Origin of the sequence: Paenibacillus gansuensis, assembly GCF_042684925.1 — a bacterium.
Classification (GTDB): Bacteria; Bacillota; Bacilli; order Paenibacillales; family DY6; genus Paenibacillus_N; species Paenibacillus_N gansuensis.
The window spans coordinates 192,043-206,481 of the sequence record NZ_JBHUME010000009.1 but is presented as its reverse complement, the minus strand read 5'-3'; the positions used below and the strand labels follow the sequence as shown (position 1 = coordinate 206,481).

Genomic DNA, 14,439 nt, shown 5'->3' with positions numbered 1-14,439 from the left:
GGAGATTGTTATGTGGAAACGCGGGATGGATATGATCATCTCCATGGCTGCTTTGCTGCTGTTCAGCCCTGTGATCGCCGTGGTGGCCGTTCTGGTCCGGTTGAAGCTTGGGTCGCCGGTCGTGTTTCGGCAGCAGCGTCCGGGCCTGCACGGAAAACCTTTTTATCTGTATAAATTCCGCACCATGAACGAGGCCAGGGACAGCCAAGGAGAGCTGTTTCCGGATGACGTGAGGCTGACGCCATTCGGCCGGCTGCTGAGAAAGTACAGCCTGGATGAATTGCTGCAGTTCGTTAACGTCATGAAAGGAGAGCTCAGCATCGTCGGACCGAGGCCGTTATTGATGCATTATCTGCCTTTATATACGGAAGAGCAATCCAGAAGGCATTTGGTAAAGCCCGGTATTACCGGCTGGGCCCAGGTCAACGGAAGAAATGATATTGAATGGGACGACCGTCTTAAGCTGGATGTCTGGTACGTGGAACACCGCAGTCTGCGTTTGGATCTCCGGATTATGTGGCTTACGTTCCGGCAGGTCATTAAGTCCGAGGGGATAAGCCACGAACATCATGCTACCATGCCATTTTTTGAAGGGAGTGCTTCGCGTTATGAGGCATGAATCGATCCATCTTCTATTTACCAGTTCCGGCCGCCGGGTGGCGCTGCTTCAGAAATTCAAGGAAACTTACCAGCGTTGTTTCATAGAGGGGAAAGTGATTACCGCTGATCACAGCCCTACGGCGCCTACTGCTTTTTTTGCGGACCAGCATTATATCGTGCCTAAAGTGACCGACCCTATGTATGTGGAAGAGCTGCTTCGCATATGCCGTCAGGAAAGCATTACCATGCTCATTCCGCTTATTGATTCGGAGCTGACGCTGCTTGCCGGACACCGGTCAAGATTTGAAGACATCGGCGTAAAGCTGTTCCTGTCCAGCAGTGAGCTGAATGAAATAAGCTGCGATAAGAACAAAACCTACCGGTTTTTCTCGGAGCACGCAGTGCCGACGCCGAAAGTTTACGGCCGTGAGGAATTGGACAGCGGCGAATACGCATTTCCCCTGTTGATCAAGCCTTTGGACGGCAGCTCCAGCAAAGGGGTAACCAAGATAAACAACGAGCGGGAGCTCCGCTTTTTTATGGATTATATTCCAAACGCCATGGTGCAGGAGTTTGTGTCGGGGGATGAGTATACGGTCGATGTGATGGTCGATTTCCGCGGCCGTGTGAAGACGGTCGTGCCCAGACTGAGAGTGGAGACCCGCGCGGGCGAAGTCAGTAAAGGCATAACGAAAATGGACCGGGCCATCATCGAGGCGGTGGAGCGGGTTGTGCGGGTGCTGCCGGGACCGGCGGGCTGCCTTACGCTGCAATGTTTCAAGCAGGACAACGGGGAAATTACGTTTATCGAAATCAACCCGCGATTCGGGGGCGGGATTCCGCTGTCGATCGAGGCAGGTGCCGATTTTCCCCTATGGACGCTGCAGCTTGCCCGGGGAGAACAATTTGCGGACACCGATTTCAGCTGGGGCGATGAAATTACGATGCTTCGGTACGATGATGCCGTCTACCGGAGGGCGTAGCGGTGGGCAATATACATGGTGACAGGAAGCGGACCGTCTCTGCTGTCGTATTTGATATGGACGATACCCTATATCCGGAAAGGGATTATGTGCTAAGCGGGTTGCGGGAAACGGACCGGTATCTGACGGACCGCTTCGGCTTGTCCGGCTTCTATGCGGCTTCGGCTGAACGGTTTCGCACCGGCAGTTCCCGCCGGCTGTTCAACGATACGCTCGATCAGCTCTCGTTCGCTTATGACGAGAACTTGATTCATGAGCTTGTCCGGCAGTATCGAAAGCATACGCCGGCGATCACGCTGTTTCATGATGCGGCCTGGGCTTTGGAGCGGCTTACAGCAGCGCACGGAGTGAAGCTGGGCCTGATTTCCGACGGCTTCCTGGAAGCGCAGAAACGGAAGGTCACGGCTTTGGACCTTGAACGCGTATTTGAAGCCGTGATTCTGTCCGACGGGTTCGGCAGGGAGCATTGGAAGCCGAGCCCGGTGCCTTATGAGGAAATGAGCTTCCAACTGGGAGCGGGCCATGAAACTTGTGTGTATATCGGGGATAATCCGTTAAAAGATTTCGTTACGGCCAAAAGGCTGGGCTGGCTCACCGTCCATGTTTGCCGCGAAGACGGCGTGTACGCGCGGGTGCCGGTGCCGCCGGGGCACGAAGCGCATTACCGCATCAGCTCCCTCTATCAGTTGAGCGGGATCCCGGAACTTACCGCCTTCTTCGAGGCGGACCTTGTCAGCGAAAGACGCCGTCAGGCGCTTTTAGTACATAGTAAGGAGGCCCTATCACTCCTATGAAAAGATTGCTGGATTTGCTGATTGCCGCCGCCGGGTTGGTGCTCTTATCCCCCGTCTACGCCGGAACGGCGCTCCTTGTCCGGCTGCGGCTGGGCAGCCCGGTGCTGTTCCGGCAGGAGAGGCCCGGCCTGCATGGCCGGACGTTCCGGTTATATAAGTTCCGGACGATGACGGATGCACGGGACGGGGACGGACAACTGTTATCAGATCACCTTAGGCTGACGGGGACCGGGCGATTTTTACGCAAGTACAGCCTGGATGAGCTTCCCCAGCTCATGAATATTCTGAAAGGCGATATGAGCTTCGTAGGCCCAAGGCCGCTGCTTGTGCGCTATATGGATTGTTATACCGAACGGGAGCGGACGCGCCATCTGGTCCGGCCCGGGATTACCGGCCTTGCTCAAACGGCGGGCCGCAACTGCCTAAGCTGGAACGAACGCCTTGAACTGGATGCCAGGTATGTGGAAAGCCGCTCCCTGCGGCTGGACTTCCGCATCGCGGTGCGGACCGTAGTTCAGGTGTTCCGCAGCAGGCATGTCATTGTAGATCCGAGATCGTATATGTCCGATCTTGATACAGAGAGGCAGGCCATGAGATGAACCGTACCATTTATTTGTCCCCGCCGCATATGAGCGGGAAAGAACAAACCTACATAGAAGAAGCGTTCCGGACCAATTGGATCGCGCCGCTGGGTCCGAATGTGGACGCTTTCGAGCGGGAGCTGGCCGGGTGGGCCGGTGCAGAAGGAGCGGCAGCATTAAGCTCCGGGACGGCGGCCCTTCACCTGGCGCTGAAACTGCTGGGTGTCGGCAGAGGAGATCTCGTGTTCTGCTCTACGCTTACCTTTGTGGCAAGCGCGAACCCGATCCGTTACGAAGGGGCGGAACCGGTCTTTATCGACTCAGAGCCGGACACATGGAATATGTCGCCGCAGGGGCTGGAGACCGCCTTTGTGAATGCTGCGCTGGAGGGCCGGCTGCCGAAGGCGGTCATCGTCGTCCATCTGTACGGCCAAAGCGCCAAGATGGATGAGATTCTCCAAATTTGCGGCCGGTTCGGCGTACCTTTGATCGAAGACGCAGCCGAATCGCTTGGATCTTCCTATAAAGGAAGAATGAGCGGTACGATGGGCGATTTTGGCATTTACTCGTTTAACGGAAACAAGATCATCACTACGTCCGGCGGCGGGATGCTGGTTTCGGACGATAAGGCGATGCTGGAGAAGGCGCGTTTCCTCGCCCAGCAGGCAAGAGACCCGGCCCCGCATTATCAGCACAGCGAGGCCGGTTACAATTACCGGCTGAGCAATGTGCTCGCAGGGATAGGCAGAGCGCAGCTGCAAGTGCTTGAGCAGCGGGTGGAGGCGCGGCGGGCGGTATTCGAACGATACCGTGAAGCGTTGGCGGATCTGCCCGGGCTTGCCTTTATGCCGGAACTGCCGGAAACCCGCTCGAACCGCTGGCTGACCGCCCTGACGATCGAGGAGGCGGAAGCGGGCTTTTCGGTGAAGATGCTGCTGGACTGGCTGGCGGATGAGCAGATCGAGGCCCGCCCGGTTTGGAAGCCTCTGCATCTGCAACCGCTGTTCGAGGGCTGCCGCTATTATGCGCATGCACGGGAGGAGAGCGTGTCGGAGGAGCTGTTCCGGACGGGCATCTGCCTGCCTTCCGGCTCAAACTTAACGCTTGAGGAGCAGGAGCGCGTCATTGGCCGCATCCGCTCACTATGCGCACTTAGAAACCGTACGATCAGATTGGCCTAGAGAAAAGAGGGAGGGGCGGCAAATGAATATAGCTGTAATTGGTACCGGTTATGTCGGTCTGGTGACCGGCGTCTGCCTGGCTGAGACGGGAAACCGTGTGACATGCATCGATGTGGATGAGCAAAAAGTGCTCAAGCTGAGGGACGGCATTTCCCCGATTTACGAGCCGGGGCTGGAGTCGCTGATGATCGAAAACCTGAGCAGAGGCAGGCTTCATTTTACGTGCGCTCATGAAGAGGGTTTCCGCGAGGCGGACCTGATTTTTATTTGCGTAGGCACGCCTCAACGGCCGGACGGACCGGCAGATTTAAGCTATATCGAACAGGCAGCCCGGGATATCGGGCGGCACCTTGTGAAGCCTGCGGTCATCGTCGTCAAAAGCACGGTTCCTGTCGGCACGAATGAACATGTCAAAGCGGTCATTGCCGCAAACAGCAGGCATTCCTGCCAGGTAAGGATCGTTTCCAACCCTGAATTCCTGAGGGAGGGTTCGGCGGTAAGTGACACGTTTCACGGAGACCGGATCGTCATCGGAACGGAAGACGATGAAGCTGCAGAGCTCATGACGGAACTATATCGTCCATTCGGCATCCCGGTATACCGCACGGACCTGCGCAGCGCCGAGATGATCAAATATGCTTCCAATGCCTTTTTGGCCGCCAAAATCAGTTTCATCAACGAAATTTCCAACGTATGCGAGAAGCTGGGAGCGGACGTGGAGAGCGTGGCGTACGGGATGGGGCTGGACCAGCGGATCGGGCCGCAGTTTCTGAAAGCGGGCATAGGGTACGGAGGTTCGTGTTTCCCGAAAGATACGAACGCGCTAGTCCAGATTGCGGGAAATGTCCATTACGAGTTTAAGCTGTTGAAATCAGTCATCGAGGTCAACCGGGACCAGCAGACAAAGCTGGTCCACAAGGCGCTGGAGCGCTTCGGCAGCCTGAAAGGCCTGCGGGTTGCGCTGCTGGGCCTGGCATTCAAGCCCCACACCGACGACATGCGGGAGGCGCCGTCCATTGCCGTCGCCCGCCTGCTGACAGAGCTTGGCGCACAGGTCGTAGGCTACGATCCGGTCGCCGCAACTCAAGCGGCGCGCGTTCTGCCGCCGGAGGTCGTATACGCTGCAGATCCTCAGCAGGCGTTATCCGGCTCTGACCTGGCCATGATCCTCACCGAATGGCCGCAGATCCGGGCGCTGGAGCCGGCTGATTTCCGCCGGTGGATGAACGAGCCGGTCGTGTTCGACGGACGGAACTGCTATGACCCGCAGCAGATGAAATCGATGAATATGGAATACCACTCCATCGGGCGGGCTTCGGTCCTGACGGAGCTTAGTGTTATCTAAATTCGCCTTTATCCGCGGATAAAGGTCAGCGGGAGGCTTGTATTATGGCTGTCAAACCAAGGGGCAGGCTGTCTTTAGTCCATGTGTTCCGGGCCGTTGCGGTTCTTTTTATTTTGATGGGCCACGCGAATAAGGTATCCGTGCTATATCTGGACTACGACTGGTTTAATCTGGCCAGGTGGGACCGGACGGGCGGCATCGATTTCTTTTTTATCGTCTCGGGATTTATGATTTATTATCTCTACCATTCCTATCTCGGGAAACCGCAGAAAGCCGGGACGTTTCTTCTTAAACGCGCCGTCAAAATCTACCCGATGCACTGGCTCTTCACCATGGCGGTGATGGCGATGATCCTGGTGTTCCCGCAGATCGGGGACGGCCATGAAACAAGGGCGGACGTAATTGCAGGTTCGCTGCTGCTCCTGCCTACGGATCCGATTCTTGCTACGACCTGGTCGCTGAGTTATGTTGTCTTTTTCTATGCGGCCTTTGCTCTGTTGATCGTTAGTCCCCGCCTGACAGCGTTATTAGGGGCCGTGTGGATCGGATGTACGCTGCTCATGGAAACAGGGCTGCTGGCAAATCCGCAGTCGTTTCTGTTTAACTTCAGCCATTTGGAGATTCTGGCCGGCTGCCTGATCGCTTACCTCGTGCTGCATTACCGGCTGCCTTATCCGCGAACGATGATCGTGCTGGGCGTGACAGGTTTTGCTGCCGTTTGGGTCAACAATGTGAATCATTATGTTACGCTGCATACGCCTTACTTTTTCTGTGCCTTTGCTGTGCTGATCATGACGGGAATTACGGTGCTCGATCTGCAAAAAGAACGCAAGCTTCCCAAGCCCGTCACGTATCTCGGGAATGCGTCCTACTCCATTTTTATTTCCCAGCTTCCTGTGCTTCATGTCTGCTTCCTGCTGTTGACCAAATCTCCGCTTTCCGGCTGGCTTGGCAGCGCTTTAACAATTTGGGCGGCGATATTGATGGCGGCGGCGGGGGGCTGTGCCGTTCATGCCCTGATTGAAAAACCGGTCACGGCCTGGCTCACCAAAAAGCTGGTTTCCCGGAAAACATCTCCCGTCCACAACCCAATCCAACCGGAAGCGAAGGTGGTGTAACATGCGAAAATGGCCTCTCTTGCTGCTGACCGGCGCTGCGCTTTGTATGGCGGGGTTTGCTGTCAGCTATAACTCCAAGGAGGAGACGGTGTCAGTGCTTCCGTATACGCAGGTGCATGCCGATGCGGAGGAGCCGGCACCCGTGAAGCCCCTGCAGGCTGGCGCCGTCAAGGCGGAGCCGATGCATGTGCAGCCGGAGCATGTCATCGACCTGGATAGATGGAACATTTCCAACGACGGCACTCATCCGAAGGAGACGACCAAGGGGATAAACCGCGCCCTGCAATGGGTTTCCGAGCAAGGAATCCGCGAAGTGCTGCTGCCCGCGGGACTGTATCTGATCGATAAGGACAGCCGGATCGAGATGGTCAGCAACCTAACCTTCGTAATGGACCCGGGGGCCGTCATCCAAAAGGAATCCAATGGCTATGCCCGCTACGAAACGATGATGCTGGGTCCCGGGGTGGAGAACGTTACCTTGATCGGCGGAACGTACAAGGGGGATAGGGATACTCATGATTATTCTTCCGGCGGAACGCATGAGTCGGGTTATGGCATCCTGCTGGAAGGTGCGCGGAACGTGGTCATTGACGGGGTTACGGTCCTCGGCTTTACAGGGGACGGCATTTGTGTCGGAGCGGACGATCATTACGTGGATACGCTGTACCAGGCGGATTTTGAGCAGGGAGGTCTGGATGACAGCGGGAAACCGGTAAAGGATCAGGGAAAAATCCGCAGCCGGAAGCTGTCCAAAACCCAATTTCGCGCGGAGCATTTCAAGCAAAGAACTTTCTTTCAGTTCGCCCGTCCGAAGCAGATGTCCAAGGAAAGCTTGTTCGAGGTGTTTTTTTATAAAAAGAACGGCACGTTCATCAGCAAACTGAACCGTCAGGAAATTTACTACAGCGATATTCCGATCCCCAAAGGGGCGGGTTATTACCGGGTCGTATTCCCACAGGGCAGTGCCAAAGGCGTCGAAATCGGGACCTATGCCCAAATAAAGTCTACTAACGTGATCGTCCGCAACTCGGATATTTCCCAAAACCGCCGATTAGGCATCACTATTGGCGGCGCGGATCAGGTGCTGGTAACGAACAACGTCATTCATGATATGGGCGGGACCGCTCCTCAAGGCGGGATTGATGTGGAGGGCGGTTTTTTTCCGAACAGCCGGATCGAAATAATTGGAAACACGTTTTATAACAACAAGGCTTATGATGTGATTCTTTTCAACGGAAAAAAGGCTCTGATCAAGGGCAACCTGCTCCAGTCCCAAGGCGCCATAGGCGTGGCGGTGACGAATCTGTTCCGGCAGGCCGAGGTGACAGGCAATGTCTTTGAGGGGTCCAACGCCTTGGTCCGCCATGAGCTGTCGTTTACGAACAATCAGATGACGAACGGGTGGGTCAAGTTTCAGGGCCATCATATAAAGGTAAAAGGGCTCCATCTTACGGACTCCACGCTGACGGTAGAAAGTGAGGCGCCGTATCAGGTTGCGGTTGAGGACGTTACGATCGTGAATCATGAGAAGCAGGAGTACGGGCTTGTGGTGGACGGCGGCCCTGCGAGCTTCAAGGATGTCAGGATTTCAGGTCCCTCTAGGCTGCAGAGCATTACGGGCAGCGGTAGCAGTGGGACGACGTTCGACCGGTTACAAATTACGGATTATAACGGCAAGTACGGGCTGGATCTGCCTTCCGGCACGTATAACAACTGCGTACTGGAGGCGCCGGAGAACGGAGAGGGTGGGCCTATCGCCAACAGGGACGGGAGCTACCGATTTAACCGTTGTACCTTTGTATCGAACGGTACGGGCCTCGTCATCGCGGGCCCGAAGTCGGACGTGATGGTGACGGACTCGCAGTTCACCATCAATAAGGCGATCGGCTACGGCGCGGCCGCCGTATATGTGCAGGCAGCGAACAGGTTTGAGATCACGGGCTCGCAGATCACGGCGGAGAAGCTGATTGAACCGAACGTGGCGATGATCAAGATCAACAACTACGGAGCCGCGGATCAGGCGTCCGATGTCGGCGGCGCGGTCATCGCCGGCAATTCCATCAAAACGAACCTGCGGGCCATGGCCATTTCCACTGTGGACGCAGGGGTCGGAGCTCCCAAGTTCGACATCCGCGGAAACGAGCTGCGGCGCGCCGTACTGGATCTGCGCGAAGTGGATGAGGCGCAATGAGCGGCACAGACATTAAGAAACCGGGAAGCCAGAAGGCTTCCCGGTTTTTTTGCGTTACGGGACGTATTTAATATAATCGACTTCCGCTACGTTGCTGTAGCTGCCGTTCGGCGACAGATAGCGCAGATAACGATAGCTGCCCGTATTCGAGACGGTAATCTCGTTCCATCCTTCGGAGGCCGAGCTTACGGTTGCCAGATCGACGTAACCGCTGCTGCTCGACGTGTTCGATCCCTGGAACTTGCCGCCGGCCATGCGTCCCGTGAAGCCCGGGCGAGGATAAAATTTAATTTTGGCAATCCGGTAACTCTGTCCTGCGTCGATTCCGGTATACCCTCCATTGGCCTGTGCGTAATCGAAATAGGTGACCACGCTGTCGTCGTGGGCTTTGCCGAATTCGGTGCCGGTCGAATAGGCGGGTGAAGTGCCGAAATCGGTTCCTTCCACTTGAAGGATTTTGTCCCGGTAAAAGCTGCCTGCTTCCGTCGGGGTATAAGTGGAAGTCCCGTTGTTATTGAAATCCGTCAGCAGCGCAGGACCGTAGACGCCGAAGTGCCAGGCCGTCCAGTGCATATTATATTTCTTGATCAGGGCCATATTGGCTTCCCGATAGCGGGATGAACCGACAAAACGGCTCTCTTTGTACACTTCGGACGTATCATATCCTAGCTCCGTTGCGAACAGCGGATAGGAGGCCGCCAGGTAGCCGAACAGCATGTCATAGTTAGCTTCGGCTATAAAGGAGTATGGGTGTGTAATGTAGACCAGCCCGGTGCCGCTTACCGGGTACTGTCCCGCGTAGCGCAGGTCGGACGCGTAATTCAGCCCCGCCACGCCGATCGGAGTGTTGGCGTCGATCCCCCGGATCAGGGAAACGGCGTTGTTGGCCCAATTCCGTTGGGTGATCCAGTCATTTTGCGTTGCCGTCGCGGTAAGAGGCTCATTGAAGATTTCGTACATAAGCACGCGAGGGTCGTTATTGTACAAGGTGGCTGCTTTGGTCCAAAAAGCGTTGAAATCGGCTTGCGAGGTCGGAGGGTCGTTGTTGTCGCTGTAACCGGTGGCGATAGAGCCGATTTCATGCCAGTCGATAATCGATCTCATCCCGTAGTCAGCTGCCCATTGAATCGCTTGCTCGAGCAGATCCCATCGTTTTTGTTCATCGGCTAGAAACCAGTCGTCATGTTGAATGGGAATTCGCACGACATTGGCGCCCCAGGATGCCATTTTACGGTAATAATAGGGATCCCAGTAATCGTTATACGCTTCGTTAGGCGGCAGTGCGTTTACTCCTTTGAATAGCTGCGGCTGGTTGGCGGAATCGACGAGTTTATTGCCGGACACTTTGATTTTGGAGAAGGTTTGGGTATTGGTAACGGCGGAGACATAGGCGTTGTCGACATAGTAGTTGACGGTAGGATTGCTGCACTGGATATAGAAGACCAGTTCCGTCACGTTTTCGCTCGGCAGGGTATATTCCCCGCTCAAACGGCCGTAATTATCCTTAGCGAGCGAGCGGGAGTTGAGCGTCGTCCACGATTGTACGCCGTTTACCGTAGCGCGAACGATAAGGCTGAATGTTTCCGTGGCATTGCCGCTGTCCTGCATGACCCAGACACTGAACCGGTGCTTCTGGCCTGCGTTCATCTTGCCGAGAAGATTGTAGACCGGCCCGGCCCACGTATTGGTTCGGTTCGTTACCCGCATGCTCCACGCCCCGCCAAGCCGAGGGTACCACTGGATGGCCGTAAGCGTGGCCCCTTGTCCCGTCCACCCTGCAGTAGTACCGCTTTCGAAACCGCGGTCGTCCACCAGGTTCCTGCCAATCTCGGGGGCGGCGGCCGATACTTTGCCGGGAACCCCGGTGCCTGCCAGCAGGCCGCCCAATAAGGACAGGCTTACCAGAAGGGAACTCCACTTTTTCATCAATGATCAACTCCTCTTTCATTCAAAATTTTGTAAGCGCTTACCACTCTATCATACCCCTCGGACTTGCTGAGGAGAATGCTTCCCTGTGATAAGTTTTGCCTCATAGTGACCATTTTTCTTTAGGCTGTATAATCGTTCCTTCCGGCTGACTTATAATGAAGGGAGTAGCCATCCGATGAAGTTGCCAAGACCTATTCGAATCGAGGGATAACTATGTACAATGTGCTGATAGTGGACGACGAATGGTATGCGATTAAAGCTATTCAATCCGGGGTCCAATGGCCGGAATTACAGGTGAACCATGTCTACGAGGCGGGGAGCGCCGACGAAGCACGCAGCATCCTGGCAGCCAAGCCCGTCGATGTGATGATAAGCGATATTGAAATGCCGGGGGAATCGGGGCTGGAGCTGCAGGAGTGGGTCAGGGAGCATTATCCCAGAGTAGAGACGATCTTCCTTACCTGCCATTCCGATTTCCAATACGCGCGCGAAGCGCTTCGGCTCGGCAGCCTGGAGTATCTCCTTAAGCCCGTCAATTTCGGCGAGCTGGGCAAAGCGGTGCGGAAAGCGCTGGAGCAGGTCCGGCTTGAACAGGAGCTGGACGAGATCAGCGATAACCTTCAGCGGTACTCCAGCCAATGGAACAACCAGCTGCCGCTGCTGATCGAAAGGTTATGGCAGGATATATTGAAGGAACGAATTCCTTTGTCGCCGCAGAGTTTGGAGTCGTCTTTCCGTATGTACGGCATTCCGTTGGAAAGGGACTCGGAGATACTGCCCATCATGATCAGCATCGAGGAATGGAAGCAGGAGTTCTCTTCGCGGGACGAGGAAATATTGGAATATGCCATGCGGAGAGCGGCGGAGGAGATCATACTGGATGGGTACGGAGGGGCGGTCATCCTGGATCGGGATGGGATTAACTTCGTTATTCTGTATTTGAACAAACAGAAGGAAGTGCCCCAAGGCATCAAGGAGCGGTGCAGGGCGTTTATCCGGACTTGCGAAGCCAGCTTCTACAGCCGTATTTCCTGCTACATCGGTGAACGAACCGCAATACCGGGCATCGTCCAATCGTTCAGAAGTCTCGAGAATCTGGAGCGCGGAAATGTTACGCAGCGGAATACGATAATCGAGCAGGTCGGCAGTCCGGCCGAGCCCAAGCAATCCGTTCCGGTCAGCCTGCCGGAATTCAAGGAGCTGGCCGCTCTCTTCGAAGCCGGACAGGAGGAGGAGCTGCTGTCGCACGTAAGGGGCTATTTCCAGAGGATCTCTAAGGAGCCGATTGATTTAAACCGGCTGATCTCCATTCATAACGGTTTCCGGCAGATGATCTATTCGGCTGTGGACCGGAAAGGCTTATCCGTCAGCGATATCTATAGGAGGAATGAATTAAACGGCGACTCGCGGCATGTGAAATCCCTGCAGGATCTCGAGCGGTGGACGCTCGAAATGCTTTCGATCGGATGCGCCGGCTTCAAGGCGGTCTCGGGAGAGTCAGATTCCTCTGTCATCCGAAGCGTGCAGGCGCATTTGCAGAACCATCTGGCGGAGCCGTTCTCCCGCGATGCCCTTGCTGAACTGGTTTATCTGAATCCCGCCTACTTGTCGCGGCTGTTCAAGAAGGAGACGGGCATTTCCCTGTCGGACTACCTTATCGGGCTGCGCATGGAGAAATCCAAGGAGCTGCTGATGAACAGTTCCTTTAAGATTCAGCATATCGCCGCCATTGTCGGATACGAAAGCTTTCCTCACTTTACGCGGCTGTTCAAGAAAACGGTAGGGATCAGCCCGCTTCAATTCCGCAGAAATCATCGGATTTTGTCCGAGTAAGGAGATACTTATGGCCGGTCTTCGAACTTTTTTCAATTCTTTGCATGTCCACTTTCTGCTCGTTCTGTTTCTGGTCATCACACCGCCGGTCTATCTTTTTTACCAAAATAATCTGTATGCGATGAACCAGATACGCCATCAAGTATCGGAGTCCACCAGCAATCTGCTTACGGCTTATGCCCGGAATATGGACAGGACGCTGCTGGAGACCCAGAAATATCTGGTCAAGCTGCGGGATGTAACGGATGTTACGCTGTTGAACGCCTACCCGCAGGACAGCGACGAATATAGGCTAGCCAGAAAAGGGGTCAGCGATAAACTAAGCGCAGATATCGGCTTCTACAATCAAATTGATGCCCTGTTCGTCTATTCCGCTTCCAACGATGATATGCTGATCGGGTCCAATACCAATTATTACACGACCATGAACGAGATTAAGGAGCGCCTGCCGAACCTGCTGAACCAAAAGCAGAACACCTCCGACTGGAGCATCGCCAGAACAGGCCGGGGATATGTTTTGACCAAAATCATCGAGTTGAATGCCGGACTCTATGCAGGCGCATGGATCGAGATGGATACCTTGACGCGCTCCTGGAACGTGCAGGACGGCGAACGGACGGACCGGGCGATGGTTGTCGGCGGGCAGGGGGAGGTACTGACACAATACGTACACGCCGGATGGAGCAACCGGGCTTATGGTCTGTGGAACGGCAGCCGGCCCAGCTATGCCGCAGTAGAGAGCGATAACGGGATGAAATATTTGGCAATCGGGTCAACCTCCTCGAATGCCCCTCTTTCCTATGTAGTGTTAATTGAGGAAAACCGGCTGCTGGACAATCTTACTTATTATCAACGCACTGTTTACTGGACTCCTGCAGCCGTCCTTGTTATTCTGCTCCTTTATTTTATGTTCTACCGCAACATCATCTACCGGCCCATCAAGCGAATGATTTTTGGTATGAAAAGACTGTCTCACGGCCAATTCGATATCCGCCTCCAGGAAAAAGCCTCCAACGAATTCCGGTTCCTCATGCAATCCTTCAATCATATGGCTGCCGAAATCGAGCATTTGAAGATCAGTGTGTATGACGAACAGCTGCGTGCCAAAAATGCGGAATTCAAGCATCTTCAGGCGCAGATCAATCCCCATTTTTATATGAATTCAATGAATGTCGTCTACAGCCTGGCGGAGATCCGGGAATACAGTTTGATTCAGCAGATGGCCGTCCATCTCGTGGACTATTTCCGTTTTGCCACCCGTACGAACCGATCTCTGATCACGCTGGAGGAAGAATTGCTTCATATCCGCAGTTATATGGAAATCCAGAAGCTGCGCTTTCCGGGCAAGCTTGCCTTTGAGTGCCATGTATATGACCGGTTGGGAGAAATGGCGGTTCCTCCGCTGATGGTTCAGCCTTTTGTCGAGAATGCGGTCAAGCACGGCATGATGAACGGGTCCAGCGTCTTTACAGTGAGTGTCGAAGCGAGGTTGGAAAGCGGGTCCCCGTATGATCAGCCATTTGTCATCATTACCGTTACCGACAACGGCAGGGGCTTCACGCAGGAAAGCCTGCACGTTCTGTCTGAGAATAAGCTGGAGGAAAGCTGGGGTGACAGCCACCTTGGGATATGGAACGTACTCAACCGGCTTCAAATCAAATACGGCGATTCCGCCCGCGTCCGCTTCGCAAACGGAGAGGACTCCGGCGCAGTAGTTACCATTTTTCTTCCATACAGGGAACAGGCTTTCCACGCGGATGCCGAAGGTGCGTAAATAGGTATTTTGCCAGCAAAAAGTGTCACCGCACGTCATAGAATCGCCTCCAGCCGGCCCGTATAATCAGGGCATAGAGAGTAACCGCCTTGTCCACGGGCCGGAAGGAG

At 54.9% G+C, this 14,439-nt stretch carries 11 protein-coding genes; 10 read left to right on the top strand and 1 reads right to left on the bottom strand.

Features of this window, described 5'->3' with window-relative positions; translation table 11 throughout:
• Nucleotides 1-10 precede the first annotated feature (10 nt).
• Genes ACFSUF_RS16130 through ACFSUF_RS16095 form a run of 8 tightly spaced genes read left to right on the top strand, consistent with a single transcriptional unit; the run spans nt 11 to nt 8,793 of the window.
• Complete coding sequence (locus ACFSUF_RS16130; RefSeq protein WP_377604264.1) at nt 11-619, top strand: sugar transferase; 609 nt, start codon at nt 11-13, stop codon at nt 617-619.
• Nucleotides 609-1,583, top strand: a complete 975-nt coding sequence (locus ACFSUF_RS16125; protein ID WP_377604262.1) for an ATP-grasp domain-containing protein — start codon at nt 609-611, stop codon at nt 1,581-1,583. Before ACFSUF_RS16130 ends, ACFSUF_RS16125 begins: the two co-directional genes overlap by 11 nt.
• A gap of 2 nt (nt 1,584-1,585) precedes the next feature.
• Nucleotides 1,586-2,377, top strand: coding sequence for an HAD family hydrolase (locus tag ACFSUF_RS16120; RefSeq protein WP_377604260.1), 792 nt, complete (start codon nt 1,586-1,588; stop codon nt 2,375-2,377).
• A complete protein-coding gene (locus ACFSUF_RS16115; RefSeq protein WP_377604258.1) occupies nt 2,374-2,976 on the top strand; it encodes a sugar transferase in 603 nt (200 codons plus the stop codon). The genes ACFSUF_RS16120 and ACFSUF_RS16115 overlap by 4 nt, the downstream gene beginning before the upstream one ends.
• On the top strand, nt 2,973-4,139 hold the full coding sequence (locus tag ACFSUF_RS16110) for a DegT/DnrJ/EryC1/StrS family aminotransferase (protein ID WP_377604256.1): 1,167 nt from the start codon (nt 2,973-2,975) through the stop codon (nt 4,137-4,139). The genes ACFSUF_RS16115 and ACFSUF_RS16110 overlap by 4 nt, the downstream gene beginning before the upstream one ends.
• 22 nt (nt 4,140-4,161) lie before the next feature.
• Nucleotides 4,162-5,484: a UDP-glucose dehydrogenase family protein gene (locus tag ACFSUF_RS16105; protein ID WP_377604254.1), complete on the top strand. Its 1,323-nt coding sequence runs from the start codon at nt 4,162-4,164 to the stop codon at nt 5,482-5,484.
• Nucleotides 5,485-5,528: 44 nt separating this feature from the next.
• Entirely contained in the window at nt 5,529-6,602 is a 1,074-nt protein-coding gene (locus ACFSUF_RS16100) for an acyltransferase family protein (protein ID WP_377604251.1), read from the top strand.
• A gap of 1 nt (nt 6,603) precedes the next feature.
• Nucleotides 6,604-8,793 (top strand): right-handed parallel beta-helix repeat-containing protein, encoded by a 2,190-nt coding sequence (locus ACFSUF_RS16095; RefSeq protein WP_377604249.1) that lies wholly within the window; start codon nt 6,604-6,606, stop codon nt 8,791-8,793.
• A 54-nt stretch (nt 8,794-8,847) separates the two neighbouring features.
• Here the strand turns inward: ACFSUF_RS16095 and ACFSUF_RS16090 are convergent, their stop codons facing one another.
• Entirely contained in the window at nt 8,848-10,719 is a 1,872-nt protein-coding gene (locus ACFSUF_RS16090; RefSeq protein ID WP_377604247.1) for a cellulase family glycosylhydrolase, read from the bottom strand.
• A gap of 216 nt (nt 10,720-10,935) precedes the next feature.
• Between ACFSUF_RS16090 and ACFSUF_RS16085 the strand changes: the two genes are divergently transcribed.
• On the top strand, nt 10,936-12,555 hold the full coding sequence (locus ACFSUF_RS16085; protein ID WP_377604245.1) for a response regulator: 1,620 nt from the start codon (nt 10,936-10,938) through the stop codon (nt 12,553-12,555).
• Between the two features lie 10 nt (nt 12,556-12,565).
• Nucleotides 12,566-14,329, top strand: coding sequence for a sensor histidine kinase (locus ACFSUF_RS16080; RefSeq protein ID WP_377604243.1), 1,764 nt, complete (start codon nt 12,566-12,568; stop codon nt 14,327-14,329).
• The last annotated feature ends 110 nt before the right edge of the window (nt 14,330-14,439 follow it).

Bases quoted from the DNA above. Each gene is read 5' to 3' on its own strand.
- ACFSUF_RS16130 (WP_377604264.1), top strand. From the start codon at position 11: ATGTGGAAACGCGGGATGGATATGATCATCTCCATGGCTGCTTTGCTG.
- ACFSUF_RS16125 (WP_377604262.1), top strand. From the start codon at position 609: ATGAGGCATGAATCGATCCATCTTCTATTTACCAGTTCCGGCCGCCGG.
- ACFSUF_RS16115 (WP_377604258.1), top strand. From the start codon at position 2,374: ATGAAAAGATTGCTGGATTTGCTGATTGCCGCCGCCGGGTTGGTGCTC.
- ACFSUF_RS16110 (WP_377604256.1), top strand. From the start codon at position 2,973: ATGAACCGTACCATTTATTTGTCCCCGCCGCATATGAGCGGGAAAGAA.
- ACFSUF_RS16105 (WP_377604254.1), top strand. From the start codon at position 4,162: ATGAATATAGCTGTAATTGGTACCGGTTATGTCGGTCTGGTGACCGGC.
- ACFSUF_RS16100 (WP_377604251.1), top strand. From the start codon at position 5,529: ATGGCTGTCAAACCAAGGGGCAGGCTGTCTTTAGTCCATGTGTTCCGG.
- ACFSUF_RS16095 (WP_377604249.1), top strand. From the start codon at position 6,604: ATGCGAAAATGGCCTCTCTTGCTGCTGACCGGCGCTGCGCTTTGTATG.
- ACFSUF_RS16090 (WP_377604247.1), bottom strand. From the start codon at position 10,719: ATGAAAAAGTGGAGTTCCCTTCTGGTAAGCCTGTCCTTATTGGGCGGC.
- ACFSUF_RS16085 (WP_377604245.1), top strand. From the start codon at position 10,936: ATGTACAATGTGCTGATAGTGGACGACGAATGGTATGCGATTAAAGCT.
- ACFSUF_RS16080 (WP_377604243.1), top strand. From the start codon at position 12,566: ATGGCCGGTCTTCGAACTTTTTTCAATTCTTTGCATGTCCACTTTCTG.